This is a genomic window from Geofilum rubicundum JCM 15548 (assembly GCF_000974365.1).
Taxonomy (GTDB): domain Bacteria; phylum Bacteroidota; class Bacteroidia; order Bacteroidales; family Marinilabiliaceae; genus Geofilum; species Geofilum rubicundum.
Genome location: NZ_BAZW01000005.1, coordinates 91,951 through 112,625 on the forward strand (window position 1 = coordinate 91,951; position 20,675 = coordinate 112,625).

General features: G+C 47.7%; 14 protein-coding genes and 1 pseudogene. 7 read left to right on the forward strand and 8 right to left on the reverse strand.

From position 1 onward, the window contains the following. Nucleotides 1-30: 30 nt before the first annotated feature. The 6 genes from JCM15548_RS04255 to JCM15548_RS04280 all read right to left on the reverse strand — a co-directional run bounded on the left by JCM15548_RS04255 (nt 31) and on the right by JCM15548_RS04280 (nt 7,207). Nucleotides 31-4,062 (reverse strand): PAS domain S-box protein, encoded by a 4,032-nt coding sequence (locus JCM15548_RS04255; protein WP_062122601.1) that lies wholly within the window; start codon nt 4,060-4,062, stop codon nt 31-33. Nucleotides 4,063-4,140: 78 nt separating this feature from the next. Further along, a complete protein-coding gene (locus JCM15548_RS04260; protein WP_062122602.1) occupies nt 4,141-5,037 on the reverse strand; it encodes an OmpA family protein in 897 nt (298 codons plus the stop codon). Continuing rightward, a complete protein-coding gene (locus JCM15548_RS04265) occupies nt 5,013-5,768 on the reverse strand; it encodes a hypothetical protein (protein WP_062122603.1) in 756 nt (251 codons plus the stop codon). Before JCM15548_RS04265 ends, JCM15548_RS04260 begins: the two co-directional genes overlap by 25 nt. Nucleotides 5,769-5,806: 38 nt before the next feature. Beyond that, on the reverse strand, nt 5,807-6,202 hold the full coding sequence (locus tag JCM15548_RS04270) for a tetratricopeptide repeat protein (RefSeq protein WP_062122605.1): 396 nt from the start codon (nt 6,200-6,202) through the stop codon (nt 5,807-5,809). A gap of 4 nt (nt 6,203-6,206) precedes the next feature. Then, a complete protein-coding gene (locus JCM15548_RS04275) occupies nt 6,207-6,572 on the reverse strand; it encodes a hypothetical protein (protein ID WP_062122607.1) in 366 nt (121 codons plus the stop codon). A 14-nt stretch (nt 6,573-6,586) separates the two neighbouring features. After that, nucleotides 6,587-7,207, reverse strand: a complete 621-nt coding sequence (locus JCM15548_RS04280) for a type IX secretion system membrane protein PorP/SprF (protein WP_062122609.1) — start codon at nt 7,205-7,207, stop codon at nt 6,587-6,589. Between the two features lie 292 nt (nt 7,208-7,499). Here JCM15548_RS04280 and JCM15548_RS26140 point away from each other — a divergent pair. Then, nucleotides 7,500-7,964: pseudogene (locus JCM15548_RS26140) on the forward strand (PKD domain-containing protein); the annotation flags it as partial. Between the two features lie 224 nt (nt 7,965-8,188). Then, a complete protein-coding gene (locus JCM15548_RS04290; RefSeq protein WP_062122612.1) occupies nt 8,189-11,785 on the forward strand; it encodes a PKD domain-containing protein in 3,597 nt (1,198 codons plus the stop codon). Here the strand turns inward: JCM15548_RS04290 and JCM15548_RS04295 are convergent. Next, nucleotides 11,782-12,369 (reverse strand): hypothetical protein, encoded by a 588-nt coding sequence (locus JCM15548_RS04295; protein ID WP_062122614.1) that lies wholly within the window; start codon nt 12,367-12,369, stop codon nt 11,782-11,784. The two genes, JCM15548_RS04290 and JCM15548_RS04295, sit on opposite strands and share 4 nt — an antisense overlap. Before the next feature lie 465 nt (nt 12,370-12,834). On the opposite strand from JCM15548_RS04295, the gene JCM15548_RS04300 reads away from it, so the two are divergent. From JCM15548_RS04300 to JCM15548_RS25030, 4 genes are read left to right on the forward strand one after another with little or no spacing between them, the layout of a single operon-like run. Then, on the forward strand, nt 12,835-15,297 hold the full coding sequence (locus JCM15548_RS04300; protein ID WP_062122616.1) for an OmpA family protein: 2,463 nt from the start codon (nt 12,835-12,837) through the stop codon (nt 15,295-15,297). A 15-nt stretch (nt 15,298-15,312) separates the two neighbouring features. Then, nucleotides 15,313-16,956 carry a hypothetical protein gene (locus JCM15548_RS04305; protein WP_062122617.1) on the forward strand — a complete coding sequence of 548 codons (1,644 nt, stop codon included), beginning with the start codon at nt 15,313-15,315 and terminating at the stop codon, nt 16,954-16,956. A 54-nt stretch (nt 16,957-17,010) separates the two neighbouring features. Next, a complete protein-coding gene (locus JCM15548_RS04310; RefSeq protein WP_262486882.1) occupies nt 17,011-18,201 on the forward strand; it encodes a DUF5723 family protein in 1,191 nt (396 codons plus the stop codon). Beyond that, entirely contained in the window at nt 18,108-18,437 is a 330-nt protein-coding gene (locus JCM15548_RS25030) for a DUF5723 family protein (protein WP_262486883.1), read from the forward strand. The genes JCM15548_RS04310 and JCM15548_RS25030 overlap by 94 nt, the downstream gene beginning before the upstream one ends. A 130-nt stretch (nt 18,438-18,567) precedes the next feature. Here JCM15548_RS25030 and queF read toward each other — a convergent pair whose 3' ends face one another. Next, nucleotides 18,568-19,008 (reverse strand): preQ(1) synthase, encoded by a 441-nt coding sequence (queF, locus tag JCM15548_RS04315; protein WP_062122619.1) that lies wholly within the window; start codon nt 19,006-19,008, stop codon nt 18,568-18,570. Between the two features lie 242 nt (nt 19,009-19,250). Between queF and rlmD the strand changes: the two genes are divergently transcribed. Next, nucleotides 19,251-20,660 carry a 23S rRNA (uracil(1939)-C(5))-methyltransferase RlmD gene (rlmD, locus tag JCM15548_RS04320; RefSeq protein ID WP_062122621.1) on the forward strand — a complete coding sequence of 470 codons (1,410 nt, stop codon included), beginning with the start codon at nt 19,251-19,253 and terminating at the stop codon, nt 20,658-20,660. Nucleotides 20,661-20,675 lie beyond the last annotated feature (15 nt).

Sequence of the window (20,675 nt, forward strand, 5' to 3'; positions counted from 1 at the left end):
CCCGTTTTAGACCTTTTTCCTGAATGGCTTTTACAAGTGCTTCCTAAGTATTTGTATCAATGCCTCTTTTTTTATGGGCTTGGAAATATAGTCATCACAACCCGCCTCCAGGGCTTTCTCCTTATCTCCTGCCAAAGCATAAGCCGTTTGGGCAATGATGGGCAGTTCCGGTTTTATTTTCTTGATTTCTATCGTGGCCTTATAACCATCCATAACAGGCATTTTAATGTCCATGAGAATCAAATTGATCTCCGGGTGATTTTTGACCATTTCTATGGCCTCTTCACCATTTCGGGCATAGAAAATCGTCAGGTCGTGGTCTTCCAGCATTTCCAAGATAATCAGATGGTTGACTTCAACGTCATCTGCAACCAGAATGGTGGTGTTGGGTTTTAAACGCATTTTGGAGGCCTCAATGGGTTCATTATGAACAGTAATGACCGGTTGGTAGGGTACGGTAAACTCTATACGTGTCCCTTGTTTGAGTGAGGACGTGAGTTGAATGCTGCCCCCCATGAGGTCGATGTACGATTTGGAGATGGAAAGCCCCAGTCCCATGCCATCATTTAAGCCTGTCAGACTATTGCTTCCCTGTCGGAACTTTTCATACAGAAGTTCTCTTTTTTCCTCAGGAAAGCCAATGCCCGTATCTTCTACATGAAAGACCAACTGAGCATTATCTATTTTACAGCCAAATTGAATCAGTCCTTTTTCGGTGAACTTAAAGGCATTGCCCAACAGGTTAAAGAGTATTTGAACCACCTTGGTCTGATCCATCATCACTTCATCGTTCACTTTCGAAATCATGGAATTCACCCTTAGCGTGATGTCTTTTTTGGGGGTAGAGACCGAAATCTGGTTGTAGACATCGTTGAGCAATTGGTTGATGCTGACCTTGGTTTTGTTGATTTTGACCTGACCGCTTTCGATGATGGCCATATTGATGATGTTCTCCATCAGGTTGAGCAATTGCGTACTGCTTTTAAGTATTGTTTTGGCATAAATGGCCCGCTTGTCGGCCGCAATATCCTCATCTGTGAGAAACTCTGAAAAACCCACGATGGCATTCATGGGGGTCCTCACCTCATGTGATAAGTTGTTGAGAAAGGCGGTTTTCAGATTGTCATTTTCTTCTGCCTTCTCTTTGGCGGCGATGAGCTCTTGCTTCAACGCCTTTTCTCTGCTGATGTCTTCGCTCACTACCACGTAGTTGGTGATTGCTTCCTCTCCGTTTTTGATGGAAGAAATATTCACGGCTTCCCAGTATAACTCGCCTGATTTACGTTTGTTTTGGTGTTCCCCTTTCCAGTTTCGACCGCTTTTAATGGTGTTCCAAAGCTCACTGAAGGCGGGCTCCGGTGTATGGGCGGGCCTCAAAACTCTCAGCACATGTCCTCTGAGCTCCTCAAATGAATAGCCCGTCGTTGAAATAAAGCGATCGTTGGCAAATTCAATTCTGCCGTCCATGTCGGTGATAATTATGGAGGCCGGGCTTTGCTCGGTGGCCACAGAAAGTTTTTTGAGCTGGGTGTCCGACTTCTTTTTTTCGATCATGCGCCAAATGGTATCCATCAAAACAGATAATTGAAGGATGTCTGAATGGGTGTAATCGACCTCCTTGTTGGCCAAGCCCATCACCATAACTACCTGGTCGTTGCTGATAACCGGGACGGTCATGAACTTCCGGATGGGCACATGTCCTTCGGGATAGCCCTTTTTAAGTGGGTTTTGCTCCTCAAAATTGTTGAGAACAACGGGCTTGCGTTGGCGGACGGCCTCTCCCCATATCCCGGCATCCGATAATTCGACGCAATCTCTTGGGGGAATATCGCATTGTTCCATAACGTTATTGGAGCAGGTTGCCATTTCAAACCTTTGGGTGCTTTCATCAAAGGTGTAAATGTAGCCTATCTGACTTTCGGTGAGTTGCAAGGCCTCCTCCAAAGCAAAGTCCAACAAATCCTGAACGCCCACCGTGGCTTTCTGCATCAGGGAGACCATGCTGTTGAGCCGTATTTCATTTTGCTCCACCTGTTTCTGAACGGCCTTGGTCATCGAGATATCGGTATGGGTCCCCACCATCAATAAAGGCTGCCCTTCTGCCGTGCGAGAAATAACACTGCCTCTGTCCAGAACTGTTACCCAGTGACCTTTTTTATGCCGCATTCTGATTTCGATTTCAAAAACTATTTCGGGGTTTTTAAAGTGCTGGTCGATGAGTTCAACGGCCTTGGCGAGGTCATCCGGGTGCGTCAGGGTTTTCCAGGTGTCGAGGTGGGGAGGGAGCTCATCTGACTGGTAGCCCAGAATGGCGGCATAATTGCCATTGAACTGGATGTGACCGGAGGGAATATTCCATTCCCAAATGCCTATTTTAGCGGCATCGATGGTCCAGTAGAGACGTTGTTGGTCCAGCTGATTTTTGCGCTCTGCCGCTCTTAAATCGGTGACATTGTTCACCATGGAAAACAAGGACATGAATCGGCCATTTTTGTCGTACATGGCCGAATTGTACCATTCACAATATAGAACGGACCCATCTTTGGCGTAGTTTTGGTTGATGGAGACATTGCGTTTTTGGGAGCCGTTGACCAGCCTTCGCAACACATTTTCGACCACAATTTCTTCTCCTTTTTCTACGCGGGGATATTGGCGCACATTTTTTCCCATGACCTCATCTCTGCTCCATCCAAAAAAATGCTCCGCCTGAGGCGACCAGGTTTTAATGTTGAGGTTCTCGTCTGTTTCAATCACTGCCAAAGGTGAGTTTTCCAGCTGAATGCGCAGTCGCTCATTGGTAATATTGATTTCCTGTTGGGCCGATTTTTGGAAGGTGATATCGGTACAGGTGAAAATAAAATGGTCCAAATTGGCATCGTTTTCAATTCTGCCTGAGGTGATGATGACCTCAATGCCCTGGCCATCCTTTTTTCTTAGCTGGTCTTCGCACGAACCGAAGCCCTTGCTGGCCAGTTGTTCCAATAGGTTATTGTGTACCCGATAAAAATCGGCCTTGGAAAAATGTAGGATGCTCACATGCTGGCCGATGAGTTCTTCCTGGCCATAGCCGGTAATATCGCTTAGGCGACGACTTACTTCCACAAAGGTTTCTTTGTGGATAATGCCCATGCCCACCGGAGATAAATCGGAGATGGTTCTGAAGCGACTTTCACTGGCCGAAAGTTTTTGGATGGTTCTTTTGACCTGGCGGCGCAAAAGCAAGAGAAAGATACTCAGTATCAGCACAAACAAAACCAGTCCGAAAAAATAGGGCTCCAGTCTTTTATATTGGTATCCTTGCTCATAAATGCCAAACCACTTGTTGTAAAGTCGGTCATAAGTTCCATTGGTTTTCAGCTGATAGAGGCCCATGTTTAAGGTCCAGATGAGCTCATCGGCGCCTTTTTTGGTCGCCATGGCGTATCTCTGAGGCTCAATATCTGATGATTTAAGTACTACATTTTTTATCTGATGTTTGTCCAATAAGTAGGCCCCCTGAAAATTGCCCATCAGAGCCGCATCGTGCTGCCCGTTCTCCAGCAGTCGGAGCCCTGCCAATAAATCCGGCACTGCAATAATATGCTCAGTGAGCGGGTTTTTAAGCAGGTAGTCATGCATAATATCTCCCTCCTGAACAATCACCTCCAGGCCTCTCAGGTCCTCCAGATTCTTAATTTTGGCATCCTTTCGGGAAAATATTCCCTGAGTCATGACACTGTGGGGCAGACCAAATTCTATGTGCTGGGCCCTTTCTGAAGAAATCAACATGCCGGTCACCCCATCAATATCCCCTCTTTCAAGTTCGTTACGCACTTGTATCCAGGGTTCCAGATAGAGTTCATAATCCAGATTCAACTCTTTGGCCAATTCCCGAAACAACTCCACATTAAATCCGTCGGGTTCTCCCTTTTCATTGATAAACTCGTAGGGCGGATAAAATTGATCCCCTTTGATAATGATCTTTTTCCGGATGGGGTTATTTACCAACGAATCATAGCCAGCTGCCTCTTGTCCGGACAGCAGCGTGAAAAGAAACGTGAGAAGGAAAGGTATCTTAATCATATTTGTCTTTTTATCTGGCATCAACTGTTTTTGCCGGGTTTAGTAGGTTCAGAATCCAATATAGGGTTTATTTTTTTTTTAGTCCATGCTTAAAATGGTGAATTCTGTACGTCTGTTTTGTTGTCGTCCTTCCGGGTTATCACTGCCATCGGGATGCTGGTTCGGGGCAATGGGCCTGTCTTGTCCATACCCTTTGGCACTTAAGCGGCTGCGTGATATCCCTGCAGCCACCAGGTGTTTAACCACATTGGCGGCCCGTTGTTCAGACAAGCGCTGATTATAGGAAGCATTTCCTTTGTTGTCGGTATGGGCCGAAATTTCTACCTGTATGTGCGGATATTTTATCAGGGTTTCATACAAGGTGGTGTCCAGGGCGGCTTTGGCCTCCTGGGTGAGCTCTGTCCGGTCAAACTCATAGTAAATATTGTCAATGACAATGGCTTTTTGCGGGATGGTATTCAATGAAACCGTTTCCATTTCCACCGTTTTTTCGTCATCCATATTCCTGGTGGAAACCGAAAAGCTTCTTTCCAATAGCGAGGTGTCGGCCACGCTTATTTTGTAATCCATGCCGGGATCTACCCAGACTTCAAAGCGCCCATCTTCGTTGGTGGTCACCTCATGCAGAAATACCGATGATTCAGAGTTTTTAATCATCTCAATGGAGACGGTTTTGTGGCTCAGCACATCTTTGAGACTGTCGGCCAGCATTGGTCTGACCAATCTTTTATCCAACAATTCTTCTGCAAAACGGTCTTCCTTAATCAGCTGACCGGTAATTAACACCCGTGGCGATTCGGTTTCTTTAAAGGCAAAAATATGGTCCGGAGACGTGCCGGCAGTCACCCTTCCTGTTTTTGGACGGTTGGTGACGAAGAGGCCAAATTGTCCCGACCAGTTTTTGACATAGTCCAGGTCGTCGAAGGAGGAGTTGACGGGCACGCCAATATTCACAGGAGGATCCCATGTGACCATGCTGCCCGAAGCGTAAAATATGTCAAATCCCCCATAAGCGGGCCATCCATTCGAGCTGAAATAGAGGCGGTGGAGGGCAGGTCGAAAAATGGCGTGACTTCATCGCCGGAGGTATTGATAAACACCCCGGCATTTTCAGCCTTCTTATACTGCTCATTGCGTTTGTTATAGACCGAAAACCAAATGTCCATTCCCCCGGCACCGCCCGGTCGGTCCGACACAAAATACAGAACTTCCATGGATGTGTTGAACAGTGTTCCCACCGCCGGTTGAGCAGAGGTGTAACGTGGGTGATTCACGTTCTTGTCGAGCGCCTGAGGGGCACTCCATGTGCCCTCTGTCAAATGGGACACATAAATATGACAAATGCGTTTCCCCTTATGGTCGATAAAACACTGCGTGCTGTAGAAGCGCTGCATATCCACCGAAAAGGTACCTCTGCCCGTGTCAAAAAGTTCGGCATTGGTAAAGGGGGCCTCCGTTGTCCTGTTTCCCTGCCAGTCTTCCTCCGTTTTTTGAGCCTTAAAAAATTGCCGCGATGGGGCATAGGGTTGATCAAGGTGGATGGCAGAGGGACTGTCATCGGTGATGGTGCCATAAATAAATTCCTCATCGCTGATCAACAGGGGTCCAAATGTCATGCTTTCCTGGTTGATGGATGCACCAAGGGGGTAGACTTCAGTGGTGACGACGGTATCTCTGGCGGCAATGCCCAGCAGGCAACCCTCCATTTCACGGTCGATGCGGTCGCGGTTGATGGACCTGTCGCCTATCCGTCGATATCTGGCCCGCAGAATATGGAAATGTTCCAGGCTTCTTCATACTGGCCGAATATTTTTTGTGTCTGTGCCAGATAGTATTGGGCCTCCAGATGCTGTCGGGGATCCTCCTGATAGGTTTTTTCGAAAAGCGCCTCTGCTTTTCGGTATTCCCGGGTTTTTAAATAGGCTTTACCCAATTGAACGGCTGCTTTTCGGCTCTCCGGGTGGCGTCGGTACCATTCTTCGAGATATATTTTGGTCTGAAAAGGATCGTTGATGCGCCGGGCACTTTCTGCCAGACCCTTTACTTGCCAGTCTTTCAGGACCGACAAGGAATCACTGTGTTGGGCGTGGGCCCACACAGTGGCACCTAAAAACAGAAATAAGGTTAATATCTTTCCCATTGTATCATCTTTTGTGTAATATGGTGGATGGCAATTTGTAAATCACGCTCAGTTCCAGTCCCGACCCGGTGATGCTGTTGCTTCTGGCTCTGGATATATCCGTATCAAAAGCCAGCATGAAGGTCCAGTACTGCCAATTGGCACCTGCTGAAAAAATAAGCGATTGTGATTTTTGCAGGGTGGCGTTGCGCACATGAACACCGGCTATCATGCTGTTGTATTGATTGAGCCATTGGTCCAGGTTGTATCCCAGGTTGAGTCCGGCCAGGGTCATCTGACTGTTGCCTGTATGGGTGTAGATGATGGCCGGGACCAGAAAAACCTTGCTGTTGAGGCCGATATCGCCTTTGCCGTGCCAGATATGTTTCATGGGCAGATGCTGTTCTACGCCAAAAAAGGACTCTTTGGGACGATTGATTTGCTGCACCGAATAGCCAGCGCTGAAAATGCCTGTCGGAAGGCTGCGGGCATATACCAGACCGAAGCCGGCATCGGGGAAGGCAGTGCGATTGTTTTCCAGTTGTTCGGCCGTAGCTGTGTGGGATCAAAACCACCTGTCTCCCGGTTGTACTGATCGGGAAAACTAAGCCCGTTCATATTGATTTGTTTGTGCACCCAGGCCAATTGTACACCCGCATGGAGGTACGACATATGGTTGAGACGAATGCCGTGACCTGCCGAAAGATTAATTCTGTCCACCGGAAAAGTATGGCCGGCGGAGTTGTCTCTGCTGTAATACAAACCGACGTCCAACTTCTCTTCTTTAACATAATAGGGGTTTTCGAAACTGAAATAGGCCGTCTGGTAATCGTTGCCCATATGGTGACCCTGTTGCCTGAAAATGCCCACAGCCCGCCAATCTCCGTTATGCCGACCGGTATTGGCAGGATTAAGGGTGAGATGCGCTGAGTAAGCCTGCGAGAAGTGAATTCCCTGTGCCTGAGAATGATATCCCGTGCCGACTGAAATCAGTATAATAAAAAGTACGCGTACTAAATGTTCCATATTCAGAATATTGTTCTGATTCAAAGTAGGAAAATTATTTTTATTATGCAATTGCTTTCTTATATTGCAAAAGCGAAGCTGATTGTTATTATTTCAGGTCAATGTGGAGGGGATTCGTAACATTTGTTATTATACCTCTGCTTTGTCAAAAAGTTTCTGTTTTTAGTAACTATATTAGGGGTTGTCTATTATTAGGAACCAACACTCAATAAAGTGAGCCGGTATGCAGATTTTTACTAAGTCATTTTTCACCGCTTTTTTATTTCTCTTTTCGTGGGGCGTCAGCGCACAAATGAACGTGGGCTTTACAGCGGATGTGGTCAGTGGCTGCGCACCCTTGCAGGTGGTGTTTAATAACACGTCCGATGCCGGTCCGGGCTATTCCTATTCGTGGGATCTGGGCAATGGCTCTATCTCAACGGCTGCTCATCCGCAAACCATTTATGTGGGGGAGGGCGCTTATACGGTTTCGTTGACGGTGACCAATGCGGCAGGCTTCGAAACGTTGGTCAAAGAAGATTTTATTGTGGTACACAATCAACCTGTGGTCGCTTTTGCTCTGCTCAGCGATACCATTGGCTGCGCGCCCTATGCGGTCACTTTTGAAAATAACACGGTTGATCCGGAGGGCGCTGCATTGACCTATACCTGGAGTTTTGGCGATGGTACCCGCTCCTCGGAAGTCAACCCTTCTCATACTTATGAACCGGCCGGCGATTTTGATGTGACGCTGGTGGCAGAAAATGCCTTCGGCTGCGCCTCCTCTTCTACACTTCCGCAATTGGTGCATGTGTTAAAACCTCAGGCTGTTTTCGGGGTCGATCCATTCTATGCCTGCACAGGTGAACTGGAGGCCTTTTTTACCAACAATTCAGTGGCCCGTAAGGTTATACCTCTCTCTGGAATTTTGGTGATGGAGCGACCTCCACCGAGCGTTCGCCTTCACACCTTTACGATGCTCCGGATGCCTATACCGTACAATTGACCATTACCGATGATATTGGTTGTACCTCAAGCGTCACACGTCCTGAACTCATACAGGTGGTAGAAACCAAAGCCGATTTTAGCCTGTCGGCCGCTGTGGTTTGTCCCCGACAAAACATCCGCTTTACCAACAGCAGTCAAAATGCCACCAATTACCTCTGGCGCTTTGGGGATGGCACTACCAGTCGGTCCGCCTCCATTCAAAAATCCTACCTGCAACCCGGCCAATATGAGGTTTGGCTGATAGCGGACAACGGCATTTGTAAGGACAGCCTGATGCAAATCGTAACAGTGGAGCATGTCGAGGCCAACTTCGCCGTGTCTGATTCCTTTATCTGCCAGCTGCCGGCCACCATCCGGTATGAAGATCTTTCGGTGAATGCCGTTTCATATGATTGGAGATTTGGCAGCGGTGGCACCGCCACCACTGCTTCCCCCAGCGTGACGCTTCCCGAAGAATTCCCTTTGGAAAACCGGCAGGCCATCTTTACAGATACCTTGATCGTGACCAGTCCCCATGGGTGTACTTCCACCCTTGTCCGGGAGAACCTCGTTCGCGTGGTTTTGCCCGATGTGGCCATGTCGCCCACTGCCAGCTCGCCTTCCATGTCAGGTTGTGTGCCCATGGAACTTTCTTTCAACAATCAATCCTCCTATAATACCACCGAAGATGCCATTGCGTCCTGGTCGTGGCGCGTGAATAACGGAGAGTGGCAGACCAGCCAGGCCATTGATGTGTCGGTTACCGAGGCGGGCAAGGTGCCGGTTCTGTTGCGCGTGGTGACGGAACAGGGCTGCGTGCACTCTAAAGTGGAGACCATCAATGCCGGTGCCACCATGGATGTTGATTTTGAACGTGTTGGTAATTATGAGCGCTGCGCCTCTCAAATGGTAATGTTTGAGATCACTTCACCGGCCCCTGAATTTCGCACGCGGGAGATATGGGACTATGGCGATGATTCGGAGGCCGCATTTCCGGTGCCTTTCCATGAATACGAAAAGACCGGCACCATGGATGTGTCGCTCACCGTCTATAACAATGGCTGTCCATCTGCCATCACCAAAGAAAACCTTCTGAATATTCTGGGCCCTTATGCCAAAATCAGCGTCAATAATAATTGTGACGACCCTTATCGGTATGGATTTAGCGCCGAAGTGATGGATGCCACATCCTATCAATGGGATTTTGGCGACGGGTCGGCTCTGGTGACCTCCACCTTAACGCCCCAACACCGTTATGCGGCGTCGGGTAATTATGTGGTCACTTTTACGGCCTTTAACGCTTCTACCGGATGTGATTATGTGGTGACCAGAGAGGTGTATGTGCGTCAACTAAAGAGTGAATTCAGTATTGTTAACGGTACGCCTTGTCTGGGAAATACCTTAACGCTCGATGGTTCGGCATCGGTGGATAACTCACCCTTTTCGTACAACAACCAGACGGTGAACTATGTCTGGCTTTTTGAAGAGGAAGGGGTGCTTGAAACTTCCATGGAAACATTGAGCCATGCTTTTACCAATAAGGGACTTAACCACATCTCCCTAATCGTGCAGGATGCCAATGGTTGTCGCGATACCTTAACGCAGGAAATGACCATTTACCGACCGGAACCGGCATTTGAAGCCAATTATGAGGTGGGCTGTATGCCGGTTACTTTTGGTTTTACCGATCTGTCTTCTTCTGAAGCGACTATTGAGTCGTGGGAGTGGGATTTTGGGGATGGCACGACTTCCACCGATCAGCATCCGACCCATGAATATACCAGTTTCGGTACTTACAATGTCTCGCTGGAACTGACCGATGCCGTGGGATGTGTGCATAAAGTGACCAAAAATCAAGCGGTGCAGGCCATCTCGCCGGATGCGGATTTTTCAGTTGAAAAGGCGCAATTGTGTGTCGGCGATGAGGTCGGCTTTTTCGATGTCTCCAACAGTCAGATTGTTGAGTATTTATGGGAATTGAGTGATGGCAGAAGCTATACAGATGCCGAGCCTCTGGTCCATTTTGCAGATAGCGGACACTATTCTGTGTCCTTGTACATCAGGGATATTCACGGCTGTGAGTTGACGGGAGAGAAGGTGGATTTTATTCATGTGCAGGAGCCACCCGTGGCCAATTTCGTGGCCGATATAACAGATGCCAACTGCTATCCGCTGGTGGTACAGTTTTCTGACCTGTCAGAAACCGATTATCCCGGCAGTTGGACCTGGCACTTTGGTGAAAATGAAAATCTCTCGGAGGTGCAAAATCCCTTCTTCATATATAATCGACCCGGTTTTCATGATGTAACCTTGGTTAGCAGAACCTCCTACGGATGTGCCGATACCATTGTAAAGCAGGACTATATACATGTGGGCGGACCCTTTGCACAAATTGAGGCGATTGATGTTGCTTGCGCGCATGATGAGGTAGCATTTAAAGCAGTTAATTTGCAGAATGTGTATGATATCAGATGGGATTTTGGGGATGGCTATTCGGCCGAGGGTCCCGAAGCCACCCACCGGTACCGGGCCACCGGTCGTGTCAACCCCGTCATGTTTTTGAGGTCGGATGCCGACAATACCTGCAATAAGGCCATTTTGGATACGCTGCACATCTGGGATTTAAAGGCTGATTTTTCTGTTAATGATGGTCTTAATATGGGCTGTGTACCTTTGGAGGTGCGTATTGACAATACTTCCCTGAATGCCACCGACTGGCAATGGGATTTGGGCAATGGAACGAGCTCTCAGGAGGCGGTTCCGACACTGACTTATGACACGCCCGGTTTCTATGATATTCAATTGATTGCCAGCTACGCTCCCCTGGGATGTAAGGATACCACGATGGTTAAAAATATGGAGGTTTTTCCATTGCCCACCATAGAAATGCAAGCAGATACGCTCATTTGTTATGGCGATGTCATCGAGCTTTGGGCCAAGGGCGGCGTCAGCTATCTGTGGACGCCTGATGAAACGCTGTTTGAGCCGGAAAGTCGGCTCACCTTGGCTGCCCCTGATTGGCACACGACCTATCGCGTAAAAGTGACGGATGACAATGGCTGTATGGATGACGACAGTGTAAGGGTGGCTGTGCAACAACCGCCCGTCGTATTTCCGCGCGATACCATTCTCATTATTGGGGAGGAAGTCCGGCTGGACGTGAGCGACCCGGGTATCAGCATGTATGAGTGGAGCCCTGCAGACCATATCTCCTGCACGGACTGTCCCAACCCTGTTTTTAAAGCCATGGAGAATTTGAGTTACGAGGTGGCAGTGACCGATACCAGTGGTTGCTTTACCTTGTCCTACCCCTTTAACCTCACCGTTCAGAAAATCTATTCGGTGGATGTACCGCAAGCCTTTACCCCCAATGGTGATGGGGTTAATGATGTGGTGTTTGTAAAAGGATGGGGCATTCGTGAATTATTGGTATTCCGTATTTTTAATCGGTTCGGACAGCTCGTGTTTGATTCTTCGGACCTGAATGAAGGGTGGGACGGAACCCATAAGGGCAGGGCTCAGCCCATGGAGACCTACTCATACATGGTTCAGGTGCGAACCGAGGAGGGGGATGTTCTGCAAAAGACGGGGACGATAAAACTGTTGCGCTAAAAATCGAGGGAGGCCAGAGAGGCCCTGCCGTAAATGTCCAATAATTCCAATACCCGTTCTTTTTTTATGCCCCCTGAAATAAAACTAAACTCTGAGGCAAAGCGGTAGATGTCATGGGCCAGGAAACTTCTTATTTTAACTTCCAGGTCGTAGCTGCCGCCAACGTAGATTTCCCGCTCAATCTGTTTGCCCACCATCTTTTTGATTTCGAGGGGTTTCAGGTCCCGGTGCTCATTAAAATCGATGATCGAGGCGGCATATTCTTCGCTGTTAAACAGGATGAATGCCAGGGCAATTCGCCGGCGAACCGGTAAATCATAAAGGTATTTGTCAATTTTTTGGAACAGCTGCACCCTCAGATCTTCCGTTATTTTGTTGCTGCGCGCAATGGAGGCACATATTTGAGTAAACAGCGGATCAATTTCCTTTTGAGCAAGGTCTTCCCCATAAACCATCCATTTCAAAAAGTTCCCTTTTAGAATATAACCAAATTCTACCATGGCCTGATTAATATCAGTAGTGATGTGCAGCTGGTTGTCAATACCCAGCATTTTTTCGGGACTCACTAGTTTGAACTGGTTCATGGTTCCTTTTTTCTTAAAGGTTTAAGTGTTTGTCATACTTGACTGTAATGGCTGATTCAAACACAAAATGTCATTTTTTAAATGTTTACAGCTTGTGTTAGCACCCCGCTGTGCCCGGTGTAAATCAAAATGAAAAGATGTTTTTGGTGATTCAAAATTAGCAATAATTATCAAATGACGTTTTTGGGGACCCATGCCGATGGGAATGGCTGGTGGGGCTATGTTGTTCTAAACCCCTGTTTTATAAAGGACTTTAGGATGCTGGTCGTTTTTGTGTCCCGGTAGTGAGAGTTCGAACAAAAATACGGATCGGTGTAAAATTTAAAGTTGTTTGTGACGATTTTTTTGTTGTTGGTCAAATTTTCCTTGCGAATTAAAAAAAATGTAACTGAAGCCTTTGTTTTAGCGTATTATTAACAATCTTGCGAAAAAAAATATTAAACAAATGAGAAAAATAGTGTTAGGATGGCTTTTATTTTCAGCTTTATGACTTATTCCAATGCTCAGGGAAACCCCCGCATAAGCAAAAAGGAGTTGATTGTTTTGGCACCTTCCCATAGCCAGCAGTTGATTATAGATCATCTTGAAAATGGCGATAAGTATTATAGAAAAGAGATATATGACCGCGCTTTCCGGCATTATTATCAGTTGTATGGCATGACTTCCGGTATTCCTGAGTTGAACTATAAGCTGGGAATCAGTGCCTTGCTGGGCGGGCATGAAGCAGATGCAGCGGCCTATCTTTTAAGGGCGGATTCATCCGTGGCCGATGATTATTACTACTATCTGGGTAAGGCCAATCAGGCCATTTATAATTATGGGGCCGCTAAGGATGCTTTTTTGCTGCATCATCAGTCTTTAGGGACTTTGGGACAAAAGCGCTTTGAGGAGGAGTTTATCCAATTGGTGAATGAGTGCGACTACGGCCAGTATGCGGTTCGTGATTCTTTGCCCTATTTTATTACCAATATGGGGCCTGCCATAAACAGTTATTTCGATGAGTATGGAGCAGTGGAACATGCAACCACCAATGCGGTGTACATGACCGGCCGCAGACCCGAGCGACTGCCTGAAAAGCCGGTTAACAGAGATGCTTTTCGGGAACGTCTTTTCAAGGCGGAATATAAAAACGGGGATGTTTCTGAAGCTTCCACCGTTGCTTCTCCCTCTTCCTCCTGGCGTCATGTGGCCGTGGCCGGACTGGATGCCTCCAACGACCTGCTCTTTGTCTATCAGGGGAAAGACCGGTCGGGCCACCTGCGTTCTGTCAAAATCACAGATAAGCGCCTGCGTGGTTCTAAAAGGTTAAAGGGGGCGGTCGACCGGAAGGTCTTTCAGGAGACGTCCATTTCGGTGTCTGACGATGGGGATGCTTATTTTGTGAGCAATAAACCGGGTGGTGAAGGCGGAACGGATATCTGGTATGCCAAACGTAAGGGCAAAAACAAATACCGCAAAGCCATGAATGTCGGCGACCGCATCAATACGCCCTTCGACGAAAGGGCGGTGCATGTAACGCCTGACGGGAAAACACTCTACTTCGCTTCCAATGGCCATTCCGGCTTAGGGGGTTTTGATATTTTTAAATGTGAGCGACAGCCGGATGCCTCCTGGGGCGATCCGGTTAATCTGGGCTATCCCATTAATAGTGCAGCCGACGATTTATTCTATCATCCCACCTCTGATTCTTTGGTGGCCTTAATAGCCAGCAATCGCGCCGGAGGCTTTGGGGGACTGGATATTTATGAAGTTAAAAAGGATCCCCGCATTCCTTTTGAAATATGGGGCGAAGTGACCGATATCAAGGACGGCACCATTTTGCCGGCCCGAATGACCATCATTGATTTAAGGGAAAATTTGCCGGTGGCCTGGGCCGAATCCGACTCCTTATCAGGGGAGTACTACATTCAAATGGAAGATGTGGGCGATTATGCCATTCAGGCCGATGTAACCGGGTATAAGAGCCAGAGGGATACTTTGGAAATGCCGGAGAAACGCCATGAGAAAATCCGCAGGGATTTTCAACTGGAAAAACTGCTCTTTCCGTATACATTGTGGGGCAACATCACCAATGAGGCCAATGGACACCCGGTTCAGGCGCAGATTCTGATTAAATCGGTCGACGACGAAACGCTTATCAACAGTGGCTATTCCAGTGCCAATACCGGTTATTATTCTATTACGCTGGCAGATAAAGCCAACGTGTTGATGGAGGTAACGGCAGAGGATTTCTATGGAAAAACCATGCAACTGCACAAGGATAAAATGATGGGTGACAACGGGGAATTGAACCTCGCACTCACCAGCAGCAAGCAAGTGTTTACCCTTTCGGGTGTGGTCAGTGATGAGGTCTCAGGAAATTCTGTTCCCGCCGCCCTCGCCGCCTTTGAGCCGGGCCATATGGAGCCTGTGACAGTGGCTTACGCCGATTCCGTATCGGGACGTTATACACTCCATCTGGACAATCGGGGGCCCTTCCTTCTGGAATTGACTGCCGAGGGCTATTTCTTTCTCAATAAGTCGCTCGAGTTTTTAAGTGATTCCACTTTACTGGTGCGCAATTTTGACATGCAGCCCATGTCCACCGGTGCCCGTATTGTTGTGGAAAACATCTTGTTTACCACCGGTAAGGCCACATTAAGGGCAGAGTCCTATGCCGAATTGAACAAGTTGGTGCGCCTGTTACTGGAGAATGCAGATGTGCGCATTGAGGTATCGGGACATACCGATAATGTGGGTTCTGCCGCATTGAATAAGCGACTTTCGCGGGCCAGAGCGCAGAGCGTGAAGAGTTACCTGGAGAGTCAGGGTGTAGAGGCCGGTCGGATAGAGTTTGAAGGATATGGATTTGACCGACCCATTGCACCCAACGAGACGGAGGAGGGCAGAGCTGCCAACCGCCGCGTGGAAATTGAAGTCATTGAGTAGTTAAAAATATAAGATATGAAGTGGATGAATATATTTAAAGGCCTGTTGATGGGTGCACTCGTGGTGTTCTCCGGCTGTAAGCAGGACGATGTTTTTATTAATGAGCCTCAGGATGGGGATATGCGAAGTGTGGGCCTGGCCGGACCATTTGCCAGCTTTAATTTGTCGGTCGATGACTTTCTAGACGACCTGGCGGAGGAGGATATCTACGTGGATGAGGAGGGTGTCCTGTTTTTCCAGTACCGCGAATCGGTTTTTGTTAATTGGGAAAGTTTGGTCACCTTAAGGGATGTGAATGAAAGATGGAGTTATTCCCTGCCGGTCTTTGCACCCCCACTCAAGGCTGCTTCTTCCGAACTGCTTTTTTCGGAGGAAGTGGTGCTCAGTCACCAGGACGATGTGCGTTATGACAGGGTGACTTTGCTGGATGGCGAACTGGATCTTTCCTTTGAAGTGCCGCCCGGGTTGGAAGGAAGCATCACCGTTGAAATACCACAGGCTACCACGGCCAACGGAGAGGTGCTTCGGGTGGAGTTTGTGGTGGACCCGCTGGGATTTGCCACATCCAACGAATTGCCCTTGTCGCTCGTCGATTTTCAGGTCGAGTTTGACAGTGAAACAGAGGAGCCTTACAACAGTCATCTAGATATCAATGTTTATGAAGATCTGAGTCTGACCGCTTTTCCTACCGGGGGGGAAATAGCGCTGAATTTTTCGTTGACCGACTTAAAGAAAAAATCGGCCTATGGCTATTTTGGGGATCAAACAGCGACCCGCGAAGATGCCGAACTGGAATTTGATGTTTTTGAAGAAGTAGAGGATCTGGCCGCCCATGTTGAGTTGGAAGATTTTGAGTTGGATATTGAAATTTTTAACAGTATTGGCGTTCCTTTTTATGTGGAGGCCAACAATGTGCGCTTCTTTCAAAGGGATGTTGAAACGCCTGATTCGTATTTGATCATTGATGGGGAGAATAAGGCCGTGATTGATTACATACCCAATGCTGTGGAAACTGAACCATTAACGCCGGGCCGCACCACTTTCTCTGTCAGTGGCAACAATTCCAATTTGATAGAAATTGGCAACACCTTTCCGGTGCGCATGATGGTGGACCTGGTATCGCGAAGCAATCCGCCGGCGCCTGAAGGTGTTGTAGCCGATAAGGATAACTTTATGCTGGAAGTGGAGGAACTACAGGCCGATTTAGTATTTAAACTGCCATTGTGGTTTAGGGCAACGGATTACGCCCGAACCGATACCATTGAATTTGATTTCGTGGACATCATCGATGGTTCCGAAGAGGAGGTGGATCACATAGAACTGGCCAAAATCTTCTTTGATTTTGAGAGTACCTTCCCTCTGAATATTTTGGCCACCGCCTGGGTCATTGATGCCCAGGGAAATAAAATCGATGATTTATTGGAGAATAACACTTATATCATTCGGTCTGGAACAGCGGCCATTCCCGGAGAATCTACTTTTGAAATAGGGTTGACCGGCGAACAGATTCGCTTGTTTCAGGATCAGGCCGCCAAGGAGATTGTCATGTCCTATTTCTTGTCGACCGGGGATGCCGACAGTGAGCCGGTTAAGATCAAACAGGACGCTGCCATCAAAGGGGCGGTTTCTTTCGATTTCTCAGGGAACATTCCCAATTAATTAAATGGAAAGTCTAATTGAAGGGAAGCTTTTCCCGCACAATTAATATTTAAGATGATGTACAGAAAATTGCTATATAGTGCCTTGGGACTTTTTATCATGGCGGCAGGCTTAAAGGCCCAGTCGCCTATGGGACTCTATTACATGGAAACCATCCCGCAGGTCAGCCATCTCAATCCGGCCATGCAGCCCCGGGCCAATGGTTTTTTTGCCCTTCCGAATGTCAACCAGCTTTTCCAGAGTGATGTGGCCTTCTCCGATGTTTTTCAGGATGTGGGCGGCGGTGAATGGGTGGATCCCCGCAGCAGGCGTTACGACTTCGCCCAATTATATAAAGCCACAGGCGACGCCTTTAATATCAACGAGCAGGTCGATGTAGGTCTTCTGGGATTTGGATTCCGGTCGGGCCGCGACTATTTTTCCTTCGCCTTATCGGTGAAGGGTGCGGTGAATATGGGAACGCCCTACGATTTGTTGAAAATAGGGGAAAATGGATTCCCGGCAGGCTCCAAATTTGATTTTTCAACCTTACGGACCAAAACCATCACCTACAAAGAAATCAGTCTGGGCTACAGTCGGGAGTGGAATGAGTATCTGACCGTAGGCGTGAATGTGAAGCCGCTGTTTGGCATGGTGGGCATGCAATCGGATATCAATCGCTTTGAGTTACATACCAGTCGACAGCAATACGATTTATTTGTGGACGGTCATATCTATTCTTCAGCCCCCCTTGAAGTGGTTGAAGGTGCACCCGGCGATTTCCCCGAATCGGTAGAAGGCAAGGAAATGTCGGACAGCGACTGGTCCTCCTATCTGAGTTCCTTCAAAAACCCGGGCATTGCTCTGGATATGGGGGCTGTTTATGCCTTGAACGACCAGTGGGAGTTCTCTGCGGCCCTTAATAATCTCGGATTTATCAAGTGGACCGAAGATCTGAATTCCTTATCCTTTGACGGCACTTATTCCTTCAAAGGCCTGGAAGTAGACGGTTCCAATAAGGATGATTTGGATGCAGCCGTTGAAGCCATAGGTGATTCCCTGAAGACGGTGATTAATTATGGGGTGGGACAGGAGTCCTTTTCCATGGGGCTTATTCCGGCTTATACATGGGCGCCAGTTACAACCTCAACCATGCCATATCCTTTGGCTTTTTGTCGAGAAGTCAGTTCCAGAAGAACAACTTTCGGCAGGATTTTAACCTGTCCGCCAACCTACAACCCTACAGCTTTGTGGCCCTCAATGTGAATTACAGCCTCCGCGTCAATGGCGGCAACGGCCTGGGCACCGGCGTCAGTCTTTTAATGGGCCCCTTGCAATTGTTCCTTCTGGCCGACTACATCCCCATGCAGTATGCCACCGTTCATATGGAAGGCGACGAATTCCTGATGTTTCCCAACCAAAAAGAACTCAGCCTCAAACTCGGCCTCAACCTCATCTTCGGTCGCCACGGTCACCGCAACAAACCGAGTTTGACCTTATAGATTATTTCACGTCTGTTCCAATTTTGCAGTTGGCTTCAAACAAAGCTAACAGCCAAACAATTTATTGAATCAATTGGATAGGGCGATAGAAATTAAGCAAAAAAAAGAGCGGTGAAAACCGCTCTTTTTTTTATAGTGTTACCGACCATTGGTCTTCTATATTGCCTTTCCAGTCGCTGAATTTTTCATCCCCACCTCTGACTTTCCAGTCCGAATCAATGGTGAGCTTGGAGCTGATCCCGCCCCGTGGATTAAATACCATTACCACACGTACGCGCTCTGGTTCATAGACCTCCATCACATGGTCGTAGAATACATTGATCAGGCGCTCGTATGATACAGTGATGTTACGCAGGGCGTAAACATACTGCTTGAGCGATTTTAATTCGATGATTCTTTTTCTGGGGTAGAAAGTCAGGAACACATCCGCAAAATCGGGTTGCTCTTTAACACCCAAAAAGGTGAATTCCGGGATTTTTATTTTTATCTCATACGCTTCGCCGGTTGGATTGGGAAGCGATTTGAGCAGGCTGGCGTCAATGTCTTTGTAAGTAAGGATCTTTTTTTCCATTTTAAATTATATATGTGTCAATTGTGGCTGCAAAGGTAGTGTTTTTGTTCAATTGCCTGAAATCCCGACTGCAAAATCTACTTTCAAAGATGACTTTTAACAGGAAATGCTCTCAAAAATATGTGCTAATCTGTGTCTGTCTGTGGACCACTAAACTTCCTAAATCACCGATATAGTTTATCCCGTTTTGCCTTTTTCGCGATGAAATTTCCTACCTTTGCGGCAAATTTAAAAGAAACAAAGTGGGACGTTCCAGAAGAAATAAACCCTTACTCGAGCGCGTGGTTATTACCGATGTGGCCGCCGAAGGTAAGGCTTTAGGCAAGGTTGATGATCAGGTGGTTTTTGTCACCAAAACAATTCCCGGGGATATTGTGGATGTACAGGTGACCAAGAAGCGCAAGAAATTCTTTGAAGGATTTCCGGTTAAGTTTCACTACTATTCCGATAAGCGTGTGGAGCCCGTTTGTGAGCACTTTGGTGTTTGCGGCGGTTGCAAATGGCAATCCTTACCCTATACGGAACAACTGTTTTATAAGGAACGGGAAGTGGTCAACAATTTAAAGCGTATTGGCAAAGTGGAGTTGCCCGAAGTGCTGCCCATCATGGGATCTCCGGCCGAAACCTTCTACCGTAATAAGTTGGAATTTACCTTCTCCAACAAGCGCTGGCGTACCCAGGAAGAGTTGGATAGCGGAGAGGAGTTTACCGATAACAACGGACTGGGCTTTCATGTGCCGGGTATGTTCGATAAGGTGGTGGATATTCAAAAATGCCACTTGCAATCGGAGCCGTCCAATGCCATTCGTCTGGCCGTCAGGGATTATGCCTTGGCCAACGACCTGCCCTTCTTTGATTTGCGGGCTCAGACGGGCCTGCTGCGTACCCTGATGATTCGTACCACTACCACCGGTGAAGTCATGGTGGTTCTTGTCATTTTTTACGAGGATGAAGCCATCCGCAAGGCTTTAATGAACCACCTGACGGAACAGTTCCCTCAGGTCACCTCCTGGATGTATGTGATCAACCCCAAAGCCAACGATACCTTCGGTGATTTGGAGGTGCATTTACATGCCGGTCGCGATCATATTTTTGAAGTGATGGAGGATCTGAAATTCAAAATCGGTCCCAAAAGTTTTTTTCAAACCAATTCTGAACAGGCCCTTCATTTATACCAGGTGGCACGGGAGTTTGCCGGATTAACCGGTAACGAGGTGGTTTACGATTTATACACCGGAACGGGAACCATTGCCAATTTTGTGGCCCACAATGCTTCAAAGGTGATTGGCATTGAGTACGTGCCGGAGGCCATTGAAGATGCTGTGGTCAATTCTGACATCAACGGTATTACCAATACCGTATTTATGGCCGGTGATATGAAGGATTTATTAACGGCCGAACTCTTTGAAAAGCATGGTCGTCCCGATGTCATCATTACTGACCCCCCGCGTGCCGGCATGCACGACGATGTGGTGCAAACCATCCTGAATGCCGCTCCTGATAAGATTGTTTATGTCAGCTGTAATTCGGCCACCCAGGCCCGTGATTTGAGTATGCTGGATATGCGCTATCGGGTCACCCGCGTTCAACCGGTGGATATGTTTCCGCATACCCACCATGTAGAGAATGTGGTGCTTTTGGAGCGGAGATAGGTCTGGTCCATCAAC